General features: G+C 62.1%; 16 protein-coding genes. 3 read left to right on the top strand and 13 right to left on the bottom strand.

Annotated features, from left to right (window positions below; all coding sequences use genetic code 11):
• Window positions 1–41 precede the first annotated feature (41 nt).
• The 13 genes from D0550_RS13025 to D0550_RS12965 all read right to left on the bottom strand — a co-directional run bounded on the left by D0550_RS13025 (window position 42) and on the right by D0550_RS12965 (window position 12,245).
• Window positions 42–1,001 carry a Gfo/Idh/MocA family oxidoreductase gene (locus D0550_RS13025; protein ID WP_116809627.1) on the bottom strand — a complete coding sequence of 320 codons (960 nt, stop codon included), beginning with the start codon at window positions 999–1,001 and terminating at the stop codon, window positions 42–44.
• Window positions 998–1,843, bottom strand: coding sequence for a class III extradiol dioxygenase subunit beta (locus D0550_RS13020; protein WP_116809626.1), 846 nt, complete (start codon window positions 1,841–1,843; stop codon window positions 998–1,000). The genes D0550_RS13025 and D0550_RS13020 overlap by 4 nt, the downstream gene beginning before the upstream one ends.
• The gene (ligA, locus tag D0550_RS13015) at window positions 1,843–2,235 is read right to left on the bottom strand and encodes a protocatechuate 4,5-dioxygenase subunit alpha (RefSeq protein WP_116809625.1); all 393 of its coding nucleotides are present in this window, start codon (window positions 2,233–2,235) and stop codon (window positions 1,843–1,845) included. Before ligA ends, D0550_RS13020 begins: the two co-directional genes overlap by 1 nt.
• Before the next feature lies 1 nt (window position 2,236).
• Complete coding sequence (locus tag D0550_RS13010; RefSeq protein ID WP_116809624.1) at window positions 2,237–3,127, bottom strand: amidohydrolase family protein; 891 nt, start codon at window positions 3,125–3,127, stop codon at window positions 2,237–2,239.
• 8 nt (window positions 3,128–3,135) lie between these two features.
• Complete coding sequence (locus tag D0550_RS13005) at window positions 3,136–4,158, bottom strand: amidohydrolase family protein (RefSeq protein WP_116809730.1); 1,023 nt, start codon at window positions 4,156–4,158, stop codon at window positions 3,136–3,138.
• Window positions 4,155–5,048: an NAD(P)-dependent oxidoreductase gene (locus D0550_RS13000; protein WP_116809623.1), complete on the bottom strand. Its 894-nt coding sequence runs from the start codon at window positions 5,046–5,048 to the stop codon at window positions 4,155–4,157. Before D0550_RS13000 ends, D0550_RS13005 begins: the two co-directional genes overlap by 4 nt.
• Window positions 5,045–6,136 (bottom strand): 4-oxalomesaconate tautomerase, encoded by a 1,092-nt coding sequence (locus D0550_RS12995; RefSeq protein ID WP_116809622.1) that lies wholly within the window; start codon window positions 6,134–6,136, stop codon window positions 5,045–5,047. Before D0550_RS12995 ends, D0550_RS13000 begins: the two co-directional genes overlap by 4 nt.
• A gap of 11 nt (window positions 6,137–6,147) precedes the next feature.
• Window positions 6,148–6,831, bottom strand: coding sequence for a 4-carboxy-4-hydroxy-2-oxoadipate aldolase/oxaloacetate decarboxylase (locus tag D0550_RS12990; protein WP_116809621.1), 684 nt, complete (start codon window positions 6,829–6,831; stop codon window positions 6,148–6,150).
• 96 nt (window positions 6,832–6,927) lie between these two features.
• Window positions 6,928–8,133, bottom strand: coding sequence for a 3-(3-hydroxy-phenyl)propionate transporter MhpT (mhpT, locus tag D0550_RS12985; protein ID WP_116809620.1), 1,206 nt, complete (start codon window positions 8,131–8,133; stop codon window positions 6,928–6,930).
• A 153-nt stretch (window positions 8,134–8,286) separates the two neighbouring features.
• Complete coding sequence (locus D0550_RS12980) at window positions 8,287–10,377, bottom strand: TonB-dependent siderophore receptor (RefSeq protein ID WP_116809619.1); 2,091 nt, start codon at window positions 10,375–10,377, stop codon at window positions 8,287–8,289.
• Between the two features lie 83 nt (window positions 10,378–10,460).
• Entirely contained in the window at window positions 10,461–10,916 is a 456-nt protein-coding gene (tadA, locus tag D0550_RS12975; RefSeq protein ID WP_116809618.1) for a tRNA adenosine(34) deaminase TadA, read from the bottom strand.
• A complete protein-coding gene (locus D0550_RS12970) occupies window positions 10,906–11,523 on the bottom strand; it encodes a carbonic anhydrase (RefSeq protein WP_116809617.1) in 618 nt (205 codons plus the stop codon). Before D0550_RS12970 ends, tadA begins: the two co-directional genes overlap by 11 nt.
• 92 nt (window positions 11,524–11,615) lie before the next feature.
• Window positions 11,616–12,245 carry a TetR/AcrR family transcriptional regulator gene (locus D0550_RS12965; RefSeq protein WP_116809616.1) on the bottom strand — a complete coding sequence of 210 codons (630 nt, stop codon included), beginning with the start codon at window positions 12,243–12,245 and terminating at the stop codon, window positions 11,616–11,618.
• A gap of 103 nt (window positions 12,246–12,348) precedes the next feature.
• Here D0550_RS12965 and D0550_RS12960 point away from each other — a divergent pair, with 103 nt between their 5' ends.
• Genes D0550_RS12960 through D0550_RS12950 form a run of 3 tightly spaced genes read left to right on the top strand, consistent with a single transcriptional unit; the run spans window position 12,349 to window position 18,136 of the window.
• Window positions 12,349–13,560: an efflux RND transporter periplasmic adaptor subunit gene (locus tag D0550_RS12960; RefSeq protein ID WP_116809729.1), complete on the top strand. Its 1,212-nt coding sequence runs from the start codon at window positions 12,349–12,351 to the stop codon at window positions 13,558–13,560.
• Between the two features lie 3 nt (window positions 13,561–13,563).
• Window positions 13,564–16,716 carry an efflux RND transporter permease subunit gene (locus D0550_RS12955; RefSeq protein ID WP_116809615.1) on the top strand — a complete coding sequence of 1,051 codons (3,153 nt, stop codon included), beginning with the start codon at window positions 13,564–13,566 and terminating at the stop codon, window positions 16,714–16,716.
• Window positions 16,709–18,136: an efflux transporter outer membrane subunit gene (locus D0550_RS12950; RefSeq protein ID WP_116809614.1), complete on the top strand. Its 1,428-nt coding sequence runs from the start codon at window positions 16,709–16,711 to the stop codon at window positions 18,134–18,136. Before D0550_RS12955 ends, D0550_RS12950 begins: the two co-directional genes overlap by 8 nt.
• Window positions 18,137–18,241: the final 105 nt, after the last annotated feature.

The raw sequence follows: 18,241 nt of genomic DNA, 5'->3' as shown, positions 1-18,241 counted from the left end.
AAGGCGGCACTCGCTGCAGCTCGGATGAATGGCACCGCCAGCTATCCCTGTGCCTGCAACTGCTGCTCGAGCTCATGCAAGGTGCGGTAGCACCCCAACACCTGATGCACGCTCGAGTTCGGCTCGCGCTGTTGGCGAATGGCCGCGAAGAACTCGCGATCCTGCAGCTCGATGCCGTTCATCGATACATCGACCTGCGACACATCGATCTTCTCTTCCCGGCCATTCACCAGATCATCGTAGCGAGCAATGTAAGTACCGTGATCGCAGATGTACCGGAAGAACGTACCCAGCGGACCGTCGTTGTTGAACGAGAGCGACAAGGTGCAAATCGCTCCGGACTTCGTCTTCAGCTGGATCGACATGTCCATCGCGATGCCCAGCTGCGGATGCTTCGGCCCCTGAATCGCGTGCGCAATGGTGACCTCTTCACCGGTCTGATAGCGGAACAGATCCACCGTATGCGCCGCGTGGTGCCACAGCAGGTGATCCGTCCACGACCGCGGCTGCCCCAACGCATTCGTGTTGGTGCGACGGAAGAAGTACGTCTGCACATCCATCTGCTGAATCTTCAGCTCGCCGGCTCGCAGCCGTTTGTTCAACCACTGATGCGACGGATTGAAGCGCCGGGTATGACCGACCATGCACACCAGGCCCGTCTGCTGCTGCAGATTGGCGACGGCCTGCGCGTCCTCCCAACGATCAGCCAGTGGGATTTCAACTTGAACGTGCTTGCCCGCCTTCATGCACGCCAGCGCCTGCGCCGCATGCATCTGCGTCGGCGTGCACAGAATCACTGCATCGACATCCGGTCGCGCCAGGCTCTCGGACAACTCCGTCGTCACGTGGCCAATGGAGAACTTGTTCGCGACCTCTCGCGTCTTGTCCAGCTCGCGCCCCACCAGCGACGTCACCTGCACGTCCGGAATGTTCCGAATGCCTTCGAGGTGCTTGACACCGAACGCACCGGCGCCGGCGAGCGCAACTTTGAGGGTGCTCATTGCGAATTCTCCAGAATCAGATGACCCACGGCCGTGTTACTGGCAGGCACGTGGTAAAAGCGGTGCGCCACTCGCGGCGGCTGGTCGCTCATCGCACCTCGCGCGATCAGCCACATCACCAGCTCGATGCCTTCGGATCCGGCCTCCTGCACGTACTCCAGGTGCGGCACATCGGCGAGCTTGTCGGGCTCCGCGATCAGCCGATCGAGGAACCGATTGTCCCACTCACGATTGATCAGACCGGCGCGCGGACCTTGCAACTGATGGCTCATGCCGCCGGTGCCCCAGATCTGCACCTTGAGCGGCTCGTCGTAGAGCGCGACCGCTTTGCGAATCGCCCGGCCAAGATTGAAGCAACGACGTCCCGACGGTACCGGGTACTGCACGACATTCACCGCGAACGGAATGACGGGACACGGCCACTGAGCAACCTGACCGCACACCAGCGACAGCGGCACCGTCAGGCCATGATCGACCTCCATTCGATTGACGATGGTCAGATCGAAGTCATCCTGGATCACCGAGTGTGCAATGTGCGCCGCCAGTTCCGGATGACCTTTGACGACCGGCACCGGCCGCGGCCCCCACCCTTCATCGGCCGGCTTGAACTCGGACGCGCAGCCGATGGCGAATGTCGGAATCATGTCCAGGCTGAACGCGGTCGCGTGATCGTTGTAGACCAGGAAGATCACATCGGGCCGGTGGTCCTCGAACCAGGCCTTGGAGGGCTCGTAACCGGCGAACAAGGGTTTCCAGTAATCCTCACCGCTTTTACCCAGATCCAGGGCCGCACCGATGGCCGGCACGTGCGAGGTATAAACACTGGCAGTGATCGTGGCCATCAACGCTTCTCCTGAGGATCGCGTACCGGACTGCCGGGCGTGCGGCCACCTTGCAACATCATCTTGGCGTATTCCTCCTGAGTCATGCCGGTCATGCTCGCCGCCATGAACTGGAAGCTCTTGCCGTCGGTGGCGCCGATCTTGGCGAGGAAATAAATATTGCCGCCCAGCTCGATGCAACGATTCAGATCGCGCGCCAGCACGGCCTGCTTCTGTGCCTCGCTCATCGGCCACTCATCCAGATAGGCGCGCTCGTTCGCCTTGAATCGCTCGCGGTTCTCCGCCTTCATCAGCGACATGCAGAACTGATTCAGGTGATAGCCCTGACGCGCCTGCTCGGCATCGAAAATGGTCGTGCCGGGAATGCCTTTGTACGGTTTGTCCAGCGCCATCTCAGCGACTCCAGTACAGCGCCATCGGATTGTCGACCAGCAGCTTACGCTGCAACTCGGCAGTGGGTGCGATACGCGGGATGAAATCGACCAGCTTGCCGTCATCCGGCATGTGCGACTTGATGTTCGGATGCGGCCAGTCGGTTCCCCATAGCACGCGATCCGGAAATGTCTCGACGATGCGCCTGGCAAACGGCACCACGTCGTCATAGCCCTCCGGCCCGGTCTTCGACAGACGTTCGGGACAGCTGACCTTGGACCAAAAATTGGTGTTGTCACGCATCAATCGCACGAACAGCTCGAACTCGGGTCCATCGACCGGCTGGGTGACATCCGGGCGTCCCATGTGATCGACGACCACCGTGGTTGGCAAGGAGGTGAAAAAGTCGTACAGCTCGTGCAGCTCCGCCGCTTCGAAGTAAATGACGATGTGCCAGCCCATCGGCTTGATGCGCTCGGCGATCGAGTACAGCACCTCTCGCGGCGTCGTATCGACCAAGCGCTTGACGAAGTTGAAACGCACGCCACGGACACCCGCCGCATCGAGTGCCTGCAACTCGGCGTCGGTCACGTCATGCTTCACCGTGGCCACGCCACGCGCTCGGTCATTGGACGCCTTCAGCGCATCCACGAGCGCGCGATTGTCTGCGCCGTGGCAAGTCGCCTGCACGATGACATTGCGCTCGAAGCCGAGGTAATCACGCAACTCCCACAGCTTCTCCTTCGGGGCGTCGCACGGGGTGTACTTGCGCTCCGGCGCGTATGGAAACATGTCACCCGGGCCAAACACGTGACAATGCGCATCCACCGCGCCCGGCGGCGGCCGGAACGTCGGCTTGCTTGGCGATGGGTGGAAGACCAGCCAATCGCGGTCCATTTGAAACGCTGCCATCGTTGTCTCTACTGTCCGCGCGACTTCAAGATCGCATCCAGGCGCGGGAATACCCGGCGCGCATTGCCTGCAAAAATGCGGCGCTTGTCCGCATCCGAAATAGTCAACGCGTCGATGTAACGCTTGGTGTCGTCAAAATAGTTGCCCGTCTCGGGATCGATGCCGCGCACCGCACCCACCATTTCCGAGCCGAACAGAATGTTGTCGATGTCGATCACTTTGACCAGCAGGTCGATGCCGGGCTGGTGATACACGCAGGTGTCGAAGAACACATTCTTCATCACGTGCTCGGCGAGCGGCGGCCGCTTCAGCATGTCCGCAAGGCCACGATATCGCCCCCAGTGATACGGCACCGCGCCGCCACCGTGCGGAATGATGAAGCGCAGCGTCGGGAAATCCTTGAACAGATTGCCTTCGATGAACTGCATGAATGCCGTCGTGTCGGCGTTGATGTAGTGCGCGCCGGTCGCGTGAAAATTCGCGTTGCACGAGGCCGATACATGGATCATGGCCGGCACGTCGAGCTCGACCATCTTCTCGTAGAACGGATACCAGTGCCGGTCGGTCAGCGGCGGCGCCGTCCAGTGGCCGCCCGACGGATCGGGATTCAAATTGCAGCCAATGAAACCCAGCTCCTTCACGGAGCGCTCAAGCTCCTGCACCGAGTGCGAGATCGGCACCCCCGGCGACTGCGGCAGCTGACACACACCGACGAAGTTCTGCGGGTACAGATCGACGACGCGCTTGATTAGATCGTTACATGCGCGCGTCCACTGCTGCGATACCGCCTCGTCGCCAACGTGATGCGCCATGGCTGAGGCGCGTGGCGAGAAAATGGTGATGTCCGCGCCTCGCTGCTTCTGCAGCTTCAGCTGGTTCTTCTCGATGGTCTCCCGGATCTCGTCGTCGCTGATCCTGGCCGGCGTCGGCGTCGGTGCCAGCGGATCCTTGATCTTTGCCAGCTGCTGATCCCGAAATTTCTGATGCGCATCGGGGGCGGTCGTGTAATGACCATGACAGTCGATAATCAGCATGAGGTCTTCTCCGCATCGACGCGACTCAGCACCGCGTCCAGCATCGCTTCCAATTCGTCGACCGAGGCAGCCTCACGGAAACTGGCCGCCCAGTCCTGACGCTCCGCACAGGCTGCGCTCATGTGAGGCTCCAGCCCCGCTTCGCTCACGGTCTGTGCGACTTCGCGCATCTCTTCAGCTCGGCGTCGGCCATGAATGAGCGAGCGCGAGATCATGTATCGCGCCAGCGTCGACCAATCCGTGCCAGGAAACAAATTGCGCAGCGAATCGACTACGGTCGACTCGACACCATAGTGGCGCGCCGACAGCAACGATTCGGTGAGCAGCGCCTCCATGCCCTTTATCATGACGCTGCGGCACATCTTGGCGGCCGAGGCGCGGCCGATCTGATCCGAGAACACTCGAGCGCCGCTGAATCCAAGCTGCTGCGCCAACGGCAAAAAGGTCTGCGCGTGCTTGCCTCCGAACAACATCGGCGAGCCGACGCGCTTCGGAGCGATTGGAGACATGATGGCCGCTTCGACAAAGCGCGCGCCGCTGCCATCGAGCAGCGCTGCCGCCTGTGTCTTCACACCCGGCGACACCGAGTTCACGTCGAGGAAATAGGCACCCGGCTTCATGGCGCCAACGACGGAGCGCGCGGCGTCCACATCCTGCGCTGCCGTCACCGCACTCACCACCAGATCTGCTGTAGCGACCGCCTCCGCTGCGTTGGCCCCGACACGAACATTCGCCGCAAGGGCTGCACGAGTGCATGCGCTCTCGGCATTGCTGAAGAGCAGGTCGAAGGCCGTGACCTGAGTGATGCCAGCTGCTTGAAAGTCGGCCGCAAGTATCTGCCCTACTTCGCCAAAACCGAGCAGGCAAATGTGCTCGATCGTGCTCATGATCCGCCCCACACGCGCCCCGGCACGAACACTTCGCCGCTCATGAGCTTGCGCGCCGTTCGCAACAACGCCGAGCGGCGCACCTCCACCTTGCCGTCCGCCACCGCGACGTCGATGTCCACTGTAAAGAAGCCAGTGGGATGCTCCACGTCGACTCGCTGCGCCGAACCCTTTCCAGCAAGCCTCGCGACCTGCGCGGCAACCGAACCCGGCGTGACGCAGGCCGTCGCAACACTGACGGCGCCGAGCACCCCGATAGACTCGTGCACACGATGCGGAATGAAGGTGCGTGTCGAAATCGCGCCTCCCTGCTTCGGCGGCGACACCAGACACATCTTCGGCACCGTCTTCTTGGTCACGTCGCCCAGATTCATGCGAGGACCGACCGCCAACCGGATGGCCTCGATCCGCTGCTTCAAGGTGGCATTGCTCTCGATCTGCTCGGGCGTTTCCTCGCCGGTGATGCCGAAGTCCTCGGCGCGCAATATCACGACGGGCATGCCGTTATCGATGCAGGTGATCGAGACGCCATCGATCTCATCGACCGCGGAGCCGGTCGGTAACAGCGCGCCGCAACTCGACCCGGCGACATCGAGGAACTCCAACGGAATCGCCGCCGCCGTTCCCGGAACCCCGTCGATGCGCGCATCGCCTTCGTATTCAACCGCACCGTTCGGCGTCGGCACGTAAGCCACCGCGATGCTGGCCGTGTTCAGCATGTGAATGCGCACGGGGGTGACATCGCCCGCAATCCGCACCAACCCATGATCGATGGCCCAGGGACCGACACCTGCGAGAATGTTGCCGCAGTTCTGGCTGTCGCTGACCTCGGCTTTATCGACGACCACTTGCAGGAACAAATAGTCGACGTCGGCATGCGAAACGCTCGAGCGGCGAATCACGGCCACCTTGCTGGTCAGTGGATGCGCGCCGCCGACGCCATCGATCTGTCGAATGTCGGGCGACCCCATGGCCGCGAGCAGCACACGATCCCGCAGTTCTCGATCGGCGGGAAGATCGGCCTCGTTGAAGTACAGGCCTTTCGAAGTGCCACCGCGCATCAACGTACAAGGAATGGACTTGAGCATGGCGGAGCGTGTCACTCCAACGAATCGACGTACTTCAGCCCCTTCTCCGCAAGGCGCTGACGCATGCCGTAGATATCCAGGCCCAGCTCGCCCGCCTTCAGGCGCGCGCGCACAGCCGCTTCCCTCTTCTCACGCGCGGTTGATTGCTCCAGCACGGTCGCAGCCTTCTCGCGTGGCACGACGCAAACGCCGTCATCATCCGCGATGACCACATCGCCAGCCTTGATCGAGGCGCCCGCGCAGACGATGGGAACGTTGACGCTACCCAAGGTTTCTTTCACCGTGCCTTGTGCCGAGACATACCGCGACCACACAGGGAAACCGATCGCGGTGAGATCTTTCACGTCACGCACGCCGGCTTCGATGATCAACCCGCGAACGCCGCGCGCCATTAGCGAGCACGCGAGCAACTCACCGAAGTATCCGGCGTCACAAACGGAGGTTGGAGAGACGACGAGGATGTCGCCTGCCTGACATTGCTCCGCAGCGACGTGGATCATCCAGTTATCGCCCGGCGCGATACTTACCGTCACCGCCGAGCCTGCGATACGCGCGCCGGCATAAATCGGACGCATGTAAGGCGCCAGCAATCCCGTGCGGCCTTGCGCCTCGTGCACGGTCGCGACGCCGCACTCGCCCAGCCCGTCGATCACCCGACGCTCCGCCCGCGGAATGTTTCTGACCACCACTGACACTTTCAAATCCTCCAACGCGTCATGGCAGTGTGACGCGCATCGCCGGGCCGGACCAATTCAATTTCACGTCGAGCTATTAGGCAACGCTATAGCGGCTCATTCACGCGGCCGACGGCAAAAGCTCAGGCCAAAGACCGCGGCACCGGCAATCACGGCGACCGGCACCATGTACCGCACGACACCGCTCGCACTCGTACCGCCACCGAGCAGCATACCGGCCAGCAAAGGACCGATGATCGAACCGACGCGCCCCACAGCGACGCTCGCGCCCGATCCCGTGCCTCGCACAGCCAGCGGATAATAGGTGGCTGCGACACCATAGAGCGCGTAGTTCGCGCCGAGCAGGAAGAATCCGGCGGCCCCGCTGAGCACCAGTGTCATGGTCAAGCCGCTCGAGGCGCTCAAGGCAATGAGCGCGATGATCAGGCCCACATACGCAAACGTCATCGGCCAGCGCGTGTCCATCCGATCCACCAGCGTACCGAAACACAGCGCACCGACCACGCTCGCGAAATTGAACGCGAGTGACGCTTGCGGCGCGACCGCGCGATCCAGACCGTTCGCGACGACCAGGGTCGGCAGCCAATTCAAGATGAGATAAAGGATCAACAGCGTCGGCAGGAATGCCAGCCACAGCAATAGCGTCGCGGGTGTGCGCCCGTCGGCAAACAATGCCGCGGTCACATTGGTACGTGGCGCGCCTGCAGGGCTCTTGGTCAACGTTTCCGGCATCAGGAAATAGATGGCTGGCGCGAGCAGCAACGGCAAGATGCCACCGATCTCGAACAGGATGCGCCAGTCGAAATCCGGTGGCAGCAACTGCGTCAGCAAGGCTGACGAGCCGCCACCCAGCGGCATGCCGCAAAACATGACGGCGGCCGTGGAAGCTCGCTTCTCCGGCGCGCTGACTTCAGCGGCGAGCGCCATCATGTTCGGCAAAGCCGCGCCAAAGCCAAGGCCCGCGCAGAAGCGCACCACGAACAGTGCCTCGAACGTGCCGACCAAGGATGTGAGCAATGTGAAGACGCCGAACGCGAGCACGGCACCGATGAACACCGGCTTGCGTCCGACCCGGTCGGCCAGCCAGCCCCCGAGGCTGGCACCGATCACCAGCCCGATGTTGCTGATCGAGAAAATCCAGCCCATCTGCTGGGGATCGAAGCCGAACTGCGGAGCCAGCTTGGGCGCCGCAACCCCCATGGCCTGAATGTCGAAGCCCTCGACGACGGCGACCAGAAAGCACAACGCCACGGTGATGGCCACGTTGGGCGTATGAATCAGCGCGGTCCGCTCCTCAAGCATGATCCCTCGCTTGACCCGTATGAGCCAGTTTGAGCCGATTGTGTGCCAGTGGCCGCCTCGCCGCCTAATTCAAATTACACCCCCGGCATTAGAGATTGCTATAGCCAATGAGACCCGGAGCGGCCGGACGCCGCCCCGCTGTCACGAACTTCGTTAGAATTTGTAGCCCACCCCCACCTCGTAATTGCGAGGCGCGGCATAAAAACCAATCTGATACAGGCTGGTGAGGTATTTCTCATCCGTGAGATTGCGCACGTTCGCCCGTACATGCAGCTTGTCAGTCACATTCCAGCGCGCGAACGCATTCAACGTCACGTAGCTGTCCTGACGAATCATGACGTTGGTGTACTCATCCACCTTGGCAATATCGCTCTGCCACCGACCGTTGACGCCAAATGACAGTGCCGTGAAATTTGGCAGCCGCGCGCTCAGCACGACATTCGCGGTTCGACGCGGCACCCACTCGTAGATATCTTCGCCCTGCGCACCTTCGAGCTGCAGCGATGTATAGCCGAGCACCAGATCGACGTGCTCGCCCAGGCGACCGACCACTTCCACTTCGACGCCCTTGGAATTCACATCGACGCCTTCGTAATAGTATTGCGCGTCCTGCGTCATGCCGGCATACGTCGACAGGCCTTCCTGCTCCGCCTTGAACAACGCCACGGTCGCCAGCACCCGCCGATCCAGCAACTCGGCCTTCAAACCGACCTCGTAGTTCAGGCCCTTCGAGGCGGGCAGATAGCGGTTGTTGATGTCATATTGATCCTGCGGCTGATAGATGTCGGAGTAGCTGGCATAGAGCATCAGCGGCTCGAGCAGCTGATAGGTGAAGCCGGCGTATGGGCTGATCTCGCTCTCGGTCTGATCGAACCGCTCACCGGTCTGATGACCGTCGCGGTGATATTCAGCGTAGTTGAAACCGACGATAGCTTTCAGCTTGTCGGTCACGCTGAGGCGCGTGGCGCCAAAGCCGCGCGTGAGCGCTTGATTGGTGATGCCATACTCCACGACCGGCCCCCACGCCGGCTCGGCAAACGCATTGCCTGGATACGGAAACGACGGCAGGCTGCCCCAGCTCGGATCGTTGTCATCGGCCGGCCGCTGCTGTTGCAGGTGATCGCTGCTGCCATAGCTCAGCCCCAGCATCGCTTCGTGCTCGCGGCCGAACAGCTCGAACGTGCCGTTCACCGACGCTTCGAACAAGTGCGCTTCGTCCTGCGATGACCAGTTCCCGGGGTAACCCAGCAGACCCAGCCCCGTGTCGCGATCGATGCCCGTCATCGAGAACGCGAAGAACAACTTACTGTCGTCTTGGTACTTGCGATAGTTGTAAGTGGCCTTCAGATCCCAGGCCTCGCTCAGCTTGAATGTATATTCCGCGAACGCCGTGGTGTACTTCGTATCCCAGAATGTCCAGTCGAGCGTGGTCGAGGCACTGCGGCCGAATTCAGCTTGCGTGCCGTCGCTGTACGCCAGTACCAGCGCGCCCCACATGTTCCCATCGGTGTTCGCTTCCTGATAGGACGCGCCGAGGGTCAGCGTGGAACGATCGCCCAGCTGACCGTCGATGACGCCATAAACGAACGTTCGATCGTTGCTCAGATCACGCAGGTACGAGTCCCGATCTTCGGCGGCGGCCACCAGGCGTCCCGCCCACTTGCCGTCGGCGGTAAACGGCGTCGAATAGTCCGCTTCGATGCGGCGCTGATCGAACGAGCCGCCGCTGGCCTCGATGCTGCCCTGGGTAACGTTGGTCGGACGCTTGCGAACGTAGTTGATCGTGCCAGAGGAGTTGCCAACGCCCGTGAGCAAGCCATTCGCACCGCGAATGACTTCCAGCTTCTCATAACCGAACGCGTCCATGGCGCCGGTGACGATGCCCCAGTCATTGGGCAGCCCCACGCCGTCGACCTGCGTGTTCTTGATCTCGAAACCGCGCGCCATGTAGTTGGTGCGGTTCGTTTCCCATTCCTCGACGTTGATGCCGGTGGCAAGTCGCAACGCATCATTGATGTTATTGGCGCCGAACTTGTCCATCTGCGCGCTGGTCACCACGCTGATGGATTGCGGCGTATCGGCGATGTCCAGGTCCAGACCAATAGCGCCCTTGCTGACACGGTCGTCGCGCTTGGCGGTGATCAGCACCGTCTCGAGGGTCTGCCCGGAAAAATCCTGCGCGTGTGTGGTACCGGCGGCGACGGCAAGCGCCAGGGCTACCGCCGTCCTCGAGGAAATTCGCATGTCACTCTCCCAGCTCTTTTGGTGTTTGGCTGGCTGGGTTCGAGTGAACCGCTTGCTGGCTTGGATGGACGCAGTTTATAGCATCAGCGGCGCGCGACGAAGAATGCCCGGAGCATGGCGGAGCACTCCTCCGCCCGCACACCGGATTCACAATCGAGCCGATGATTCAGCGCCGCGTGTTGCGTGATATTGAAGATGGATCCTGACGCGCCGGCCCGAGGGTCGGTCGCGGCATAAACCAAACGCTTTACGCGAGCATGAACCATCGCGCCCGCGCACATCGCGCACGGCTCGAGGGTAACGTACAGCGTCGTATCCAACAGTCGATAAGTAGAAAGGTTCTGCGCCGCCGCTCGCATCGCAACGATCTCGGCGTGCGCGGTCGGATCGTTGGTGCTGATGGGCCGATTCCAGCCTTCACCGACGATCACACCGTCCTTGACGACCACCGCACCGACCGGCACTTCGCCGGCACGTTCAGCTTCACGCGCAAGCTCGATGGCTCGCGCCATGAACGCGGCATCGACATCAGACGCCATCGAAGAATTCGACCACACCGGTTTCCAGGGAATATTCGGCGCCGACCACCATCAGGCCTTCGTGCCGGATCAGATTCTCCAGCAGCGCCGAGCCGTGCCGCAGGTGATCGACCGACGCACTGACATTCGAGCGCACGGCATGACCCACCAGCGTATGCAAATCGTTCTTGAGCTCGGTGCGCATCAGCCCTTCGACCGACGGCCGCACGCGATCGACGATGGAACGCAGATTGATGGACTGGTTTTCCTTGGGCCGTTGCAGCTCTTCGATGGTCGCGAGCACGGCGCCACAGCGGGAGTGACCGAGCACGACGACCAGGCGCGTATTGAAACGCGAGGCTGCGAATTCGACGCTGCCGACCTGCGACGGCGCGACGACATTGCCGGCGACGCGAATCACGAACAGATCGCCGAGTCCCTGATCGAACACGATCTCCGCCGGCACGCGTGCATCGGAGCAACCCAGGATGATGGCAAAAGGCTGCTGTTCCTGCGTGAGCGCCACGCCTTGGGCGAGCTGCATATGCACGTCGTTACTGCCGATGCTGGCAACGAAGCGACGGTTGCCGTCGCGCAGGCGCTGCAGCGCTTGTTGAGCCGGGATCATTCGTCCACGCCCTCCGCACCGGTCGTGAACCGGCTTCAATTCAATGTTGGGGTCGACGATTGTAGCGCGTGCCGGGCTGCCCGATCAGGGCTCTAACTCAATCCACGCTCCGTCATGCGGGGGAACAGCTGCTGGAGCACGTCGCGATAAATGCCTTCCAGCAGCGTCGGACAGCCAATTTGCTCGGTAACGCTGCGAAACGCGCTACCCTCCGACAGCACGGTCACGAATTCCACACGCGCAGCCGCCTCTTCCTCGGTAAGTTCGGGATAATTGCACCGAACCAGCTCCACCGCCGGCCCACGAAGCCGCCGGTCGGCTGCGCGCACGATTTCGGCGACCGCGGGATTGCGAGTGGCTTCCGCTGTGATTTCCAGCAGCAGGACGCGCTCGCTGCGCTCCTCTTCGGACGCATCGACATGACGCCGATTGGCAAACCAGGCCGCGAAATCGATCCGTTTCTCAGGATCCACCATCCATTCCAGCCGGCGGGCGACGATGCGCTCGACGATGGCGTGGACGATGGCTTCCTTGCTGGGGAAGTAGCGATAGATCTGTCCGACGCTCATCTGCGCCTCGGCGGCGATCTGCCCCATGCTGGCGCCGTGAAAGCCATGGCGAACCACGCACGCAAGCGCCGCGGAGACGATTTGGTCTCGTCGGAGCTGGTCTCGTAACTCCTTGACCGGTCGCTTGTTTTCCTTGGGCACAGAGATGTTCACATTGTTTTCACAATTAGACCCTGGGTCTTTGCCTCCGGGCTCGGCATAATGCTCGCGCTTGAGAATGAACGTTCACACTCAAACCTGGCCGCAGATTAGTCCAATGTCTTTCAGACTGTCCAGTCCGATCCCCGCCTCTGCCCCGCAACTGCGCACCGGCCTTGCCCTGTTGATCGCGACCGTCGCGCTCACGCTCGGCGCGTGTTCGAAAGATCAGGCTCGTGGCGGCCAGCGCCCCCCGACCGAGGTCGGTTTCATCACGCTCCAGCCGCAGCCATTGGTATTGCAGTCCGAGCTGGCGGGTCGCACGACCTCTTATCTGATGTCGGATGTGAGACCCCAGGTCTCGGGCATCATCAAGTCGCGTCGCTTCGAAGAGGGCGCGCAGGTCAAGGCGGGCCAGGTGCTGTATGAGATCGACCCGGCCCCCTACGCAGCGGCGGCCGCCCAAGCGAAGGCCGGGCTGGCCAACGCCAAAGCATCGGTCGAAGCTACGCGCCTGAAAGCGCAACGCTTTGGGGAACTGCTCGCCATCGAAGGCGTGGCTCAGCAGGAAGCCGACGACGCGAGAATGGCGTATGAGCAGGCGCTTGCGTCCGTCGCGCAGATGGAGGCGTCGCTGACGAGCGCTCAAATCAATCTCGACTTCACGCAGGTACGCGCGCCCATTTCCGGCCGCATCGGTAAGTCGAGTGTGACTCCTGGGGCGCTCGTGACCGCCAACCAGGAAACCGCGCTGGCCACGATCCGCACGCTCGATCCCATCTATGTGGACATGACGCAATCGAGCGCCGAGCTGCTGAAGCTACGCCGCCTGATCGGCGATGCCCGCATGAAGTCCGGCCAGGCAAATGTGCACCTGAAGCTCGAAGACGGCTCGCACTACAGCCACGCCGGCACCATCAAATTCCAGGAAGTGGCGGTCGATGTGTCTACCGGCTCAGTGACCTTGCGCGCAGAATTCCCGAATCCCGATGGCGTGCTGTTGCCAGGAATGTATGTGCGGGCGGTGCTCGATCAGGCCGTCAGCACGACCGCGATCCTCGCGCCTCAACAAGGCGTCACCCGCGATGTGAAAGGCAATGCGACCGCGCTGGTACTCACTGCGGATAACAAGGTCGAGCAACGCACGCTGGTGGCGGAGCGAGCCATCGGCGATCGCTGGCTGATCAGCAACGGCCTGGCCGAGGGCGATCGTTTGATCGTCGAAGGCACCAGCAAGGTGCGCATCGGCGACCTCGTGAATCCCGTGGATATGGGCACGGGTACCAAAGCAGCGTCCGCCGAAACGGCCTCCCCGACGACCGGAGGCTGATCGATGCTCGCCAAATTTTTCGTCGGGCGCCCCATCTTCGCGTGGGTGATCGCCATCGTCATCATGTTGGCCGGCACGGCAGCGATCACCACGCTGCCGATCGCGCAGTACCCGGACGTGGCGCCGCCCACCGTCGCGATCATGGCCAACTATGTCGGCGCGGATGCGCAGACCGTTGAAAACAGCGTCACCCAGATCATCGAGCAGCAGCTCACGGGTCTCGACGGCTTGTTGTACTTCTCCTCATCGAGCAGCTCGAATGGCCAAGCCAACATTCAAGTGACGTTCGAGCAAGGCACGAACCCGGATACCGCGCAGGTTCAGGTTCAAAACAAGGTGCAACAGGCGCTGCCGCGCCTGCCTTCGTCGGTGCAGCAGCAGGGCGTGACCGTCGTGAAGTCGCAAAATGACTTCCTGATGATCGTGGCGGTGTCGGATACCACCGATCGCGGCCAGGCCAGCGATCTCGCCGACTTCCTGGTCAGCAACCTGCAGGATCCGATTGCTCGCGTGCACGGCGTGGGTGGTGTGCAGGTGTTCGGCGCGCAATATGCGATGCGCATCTGGCTCGACCCCGCGAAGTTGCTGTCGTACAACCTCATGCCCAGCGATGTGCGGGCAGCCATCGAATCGCAGAATGCGCAGGTGTCGGCCGGCAAGATCGGCGGCATGCCCTCGCTGCCCGACCAGCAGCTCAACGCGACGGTCACCGCGCAGTCGAAACTGCAAACGCCGGAGCAATTCCGCGCCATCATCGTCAAGAATGATCCGAGCGGCGCAACCGTGCGGCTCGGCGATGTCGCGCGCGTCGAGCTCGGCAGCGAAAGCTACGACGCCGTGTCGCGCGCGAACGCCCATCCGGCATCGGGTCTTGCCGTAAAACTCGCCCCCGGCGCCAACGCACTCACCACCGCGGAAGGCGTGCGCAAAGTGGTCGACGAGCTGCGCTCCGCCCTGCCCTACGGCTACGAAATTTCGTTCCCACGCGATAGCACCGCCTTCATCAAGATCTCCATCGAGGAAGTGGTGAAGACGCTGATCGAGGCAATCGTGCTGGTGGTCATCGTGATGTTCGTGTTCCTGCAGAACTGGCGCGCGACCCTGATTCCAGCGATCGCGGTGCCGGTGGTGCTGCTCGGTACGTTCGCCGTGCTGCAAGTGTTCGGGTATTCGATCAACACCCTGACCATGTTCGCGATGGTGTTGTCGATCGGCCTGCTGGTGGACGATGCCATCGTCGTGGTGGAAAACGTCGAGCGCATCATGCGCGAAGAGGGTCTCGGCCCGCATGAGGCCACGCTCAAGTCCATGGGCGAGATCACGCCGGCGCTGATCGGCATCGCCACCGTGCTGTCGGCGGTGTTCCTGCCGATGGCCTTCTTCAGCGGCTCGACCGGTGTCATCTATCGACAATTCTCGATCACCATCGTGTCGTCGATGATCCTGTCCGTCGTGGTCGCACTGATCCTGACTCCGGCGTTGTGCGCGCAGATCCTCAAAGTGCACGGCGAGCAGGAGCATCGCGGCTTCTTCGGTTGGTTCAACCGCACGTTCGATCGCGCGGTGAATCGCTACGAGCACGGCGTTCTCAAAGTACTCAAGCGCCCCCTGCAAGGCATGCTGGTGTTCGGCGCGATCACGGCGGCGCTGGCGTTGTTGTTACTGCGACTGCCGACGGGCTTTCTGCCCTCCGAGGACCAGGGTCAGGTGATGGTGCAGTTCCAGTTGCCCGCCGGCGCTTCGATGAGCCGCACGCTGGAAGTGGCCAAGACCATCGAGAAACATTTCCTCGAAACCGAGAAAGACAACGTCAACACCCTGTTCACGCTGTCCGGCTTCAATTTCAGCGGCAGCGGCCAGAACGCCGGCATGGCGTTCGTGAACCTGAAGAACTGGAAAGAGCGCAAAGGCATCGAAAACCGCGCCGACACGATCGCACAACGCGCGACCATGGCGCTGTCCACGGTTCGCGACGCCCAGATCTTCTCGCTCAATCCGCCGTCGATCGCCGGCCTCGGCCAGTCGGGCGGCTTCGAGTTCCAGTTGCAGGCGAATGCGGGCACCAGCCGCGCGACGCTGACGCAGATGCGTGACCAACTGCTCGGCAGCGCGCGTGGCGATTCGGATCTCAGCGCCGTGCGCCTCGGTAGCCTGCCCGACACGCCGCAGCTGCATATCGACATCGATCAGGCAAAAGCCAGCTCGCTCGGCTTGTCACTTTCTGACGTCAATTCGGCGCTGAGCGCTGCATGGGCCGGCGTGTATGTGAATGACTTCATCGATCGTGCGCGCGTGAAGCGCGTTTACATGCAAGCCGATGCGCCGTTCCGTTCGTCACCGGACGATCTGGCGCAGTGGTACGTGCGCAGCCAGAACGGCACGATGACGCCCTTCTCCGCCTTCGCAACCACGAACTGGACGTACGGTCCGGAAAGCCTGAGCCGTTACAACGGTCTCGCTTCGTATTCGATTCAAGGCGCGGCCGCCCCCGGCGTCAGCTCGGGCACCGCGATGGACAAGATGGAAGAGCTGGTCGGCAAACTGCCGCCAGGCGCCGGCTTCGACTGGAGCGGCCTGTCTTATCAGGAACGTCTGGCGGGCGGCCAGAAAGCCTTGCTCTACAGCGTCTCCATCCTGGTCGTGTTCCTATGTCTCGCGGCGCTGTATGAGAGCTGGTCGGTGCCCTTCTCGGTCATGCTGGTGATTCCGCTCGGCGTCATCGGCGCCGTCCTCGCGGCGACGATGCGTGGTTTGGAGAACGATGTGTACTTCCAGGTCGCACTGCTGACGACCATCGGTCTGTCCGCGAAGAACGCGATTCTGATCGTCGAGTTCGCCGAAGCCGCCTACTTGCGAGGCGCCAATCTGATGGATGCCGCTATCGAGGCTGCACGGCTGCGGTTGCGCCCCATCATCATGACGTCGCTGGCATTCGTCGCGGGCGTGATGCCGCTGGCTGTCTCGACGGGCGCCGGCGCAAACAGCCGTATCTCCATCGGCACCGGCGTGGTCGGCGGCACTGTGACCGCAACCGTCCTCGCCATCTTCCTCGTGCCATTGTTCTTCGTCCTGGTCCGCAAGCTGTTCAAGGATCGCCCCGCGATCGTGCCGGCGCCGGAAGGCGGCGTGCGCAGCGAAGGGGCTCAACATGCGTAAGCACGCTTCCACTTTCACTCTCGCCGCTGCGGTCTCGCTCGTGCTGACAGGTTGCACGATGGCCCCTCGCTATCAGCGCCCCGCGGCTCCCGTGCCTGATACCTGGCCCGGCGGTGCCGCTTACGCTCCGGCGCAAGCCAGTGAGAAAACGGCGGCTGAGCTGCCGTGGCGCGAGTTCATCCAAGATGACAAGTTACAAAAGGTCATCGAACAGGCGCTCGCCAACAACCGCGACCTGCGCAGCGCGCTCGCCAACATTCAGTCGGCACGCGCGCAGTATCGAATCCAGCGATCCGACCTGCTTCCGAAGATCAACGGCACCGTCAGCGGTACGCAACAGCATACCTTGAACACATTTGGCGGCGTCGCGGGCTCGACGTTCGAAAACGAGTTCTACACGGCCAACCTCGGCTTCAGCGCCTTCGAACTCGACTTGTTCGGTCGCGTGCGCAGCTTGTCGAACGCTGCGCTGCAGACCTATCTGGCCACCTCGGAAGCGGGCCGAGCAACGCGCATCAGCTTGATCGCGGAGACGGCGAGCGCTTATCTCACGTTGGCAGCGGACAACAGCCGCTACGACCTGGCGAAGAGAACCCTCGAAAGCGCACAACGGTCGATGGAAGTGACGCAGAAGCGCCTGGAAGCCGGCGTCTCGTCACGACTCGATGTGCGGCAGGCTGAAACGATCTATCAGCAGGCCAAAGCGGATCTGGCCAACACAACGGCGTTGATCGCACAGGATCGAAATGCACTGGAGCTGCTGACGGGCGGGCGAGTTCCCGATGAGCTGTTGCCGTCGGAACTGCCTGAAAACCATCAGTGGCTGGCAGATGTGCCGGCGGGCCTGTCATCGTCGGTGCTGCTATCACGACCGGACGTGCTGCAGGCGGAGCATCAATTGCAGTCCGCCAATGCAAACATCGGCGCCGCTCGCGCCGCATTCTTCCCGCGCTTGTCACTGACGGCGAGCACTGGTCTTGCGAGCCCGGAGCTGTCGAATCTGTTCAGCGACGGTGCGTCGATCTGGTCCCTCGGTGCGAATCTGGCCGTGCCCATTTTTCAGGGAGGCGCGAACGTCGCGAACCTGGCTTACTCCAACGCGCAGCGAGATTTGTATGTTTCGCAGTATGAGCTCGCGATTCAGACGGCCTTCCGGGAAGTCGCCGACGCTCTTGCCGTCCGCGGCACGATTCAAGATCAATTGAATGCGCAACGCGCGCTGGTCGATGCGGCGGCGGATAGTTATCAGCTAGCCGATGCTCGCTACACTAAGGGTGTGGATACGTTCTTGAATGCGCTCGATGCGCAGCGCACGTTGTATAACGCGGAGAAGTCGCTGGTGTCCGCTCGCCTCACGGCTAGTAACAACGTGGTGACGTTGTACCGCGTGCTGGGTGGTGGGCTCGCTGGCGAAGAATAAGAGCTTTGCGTTTGATGTGTCGCGGCCCGCAGCGGAAGGCTGAGTTTGCTGCGTCGGTGGGCTGCAGCGGAAGGCTGAGTTTGCTGCGGCGGTGGGCTGCAGCGG

The organism is Steroidobacter cummioxidans (genome assembly GCF_003104955.1).
Note: the sequence above shows the minus strand (reverse complement) of the source record. Positions and strands in the feature narration are given on the sequence as shown.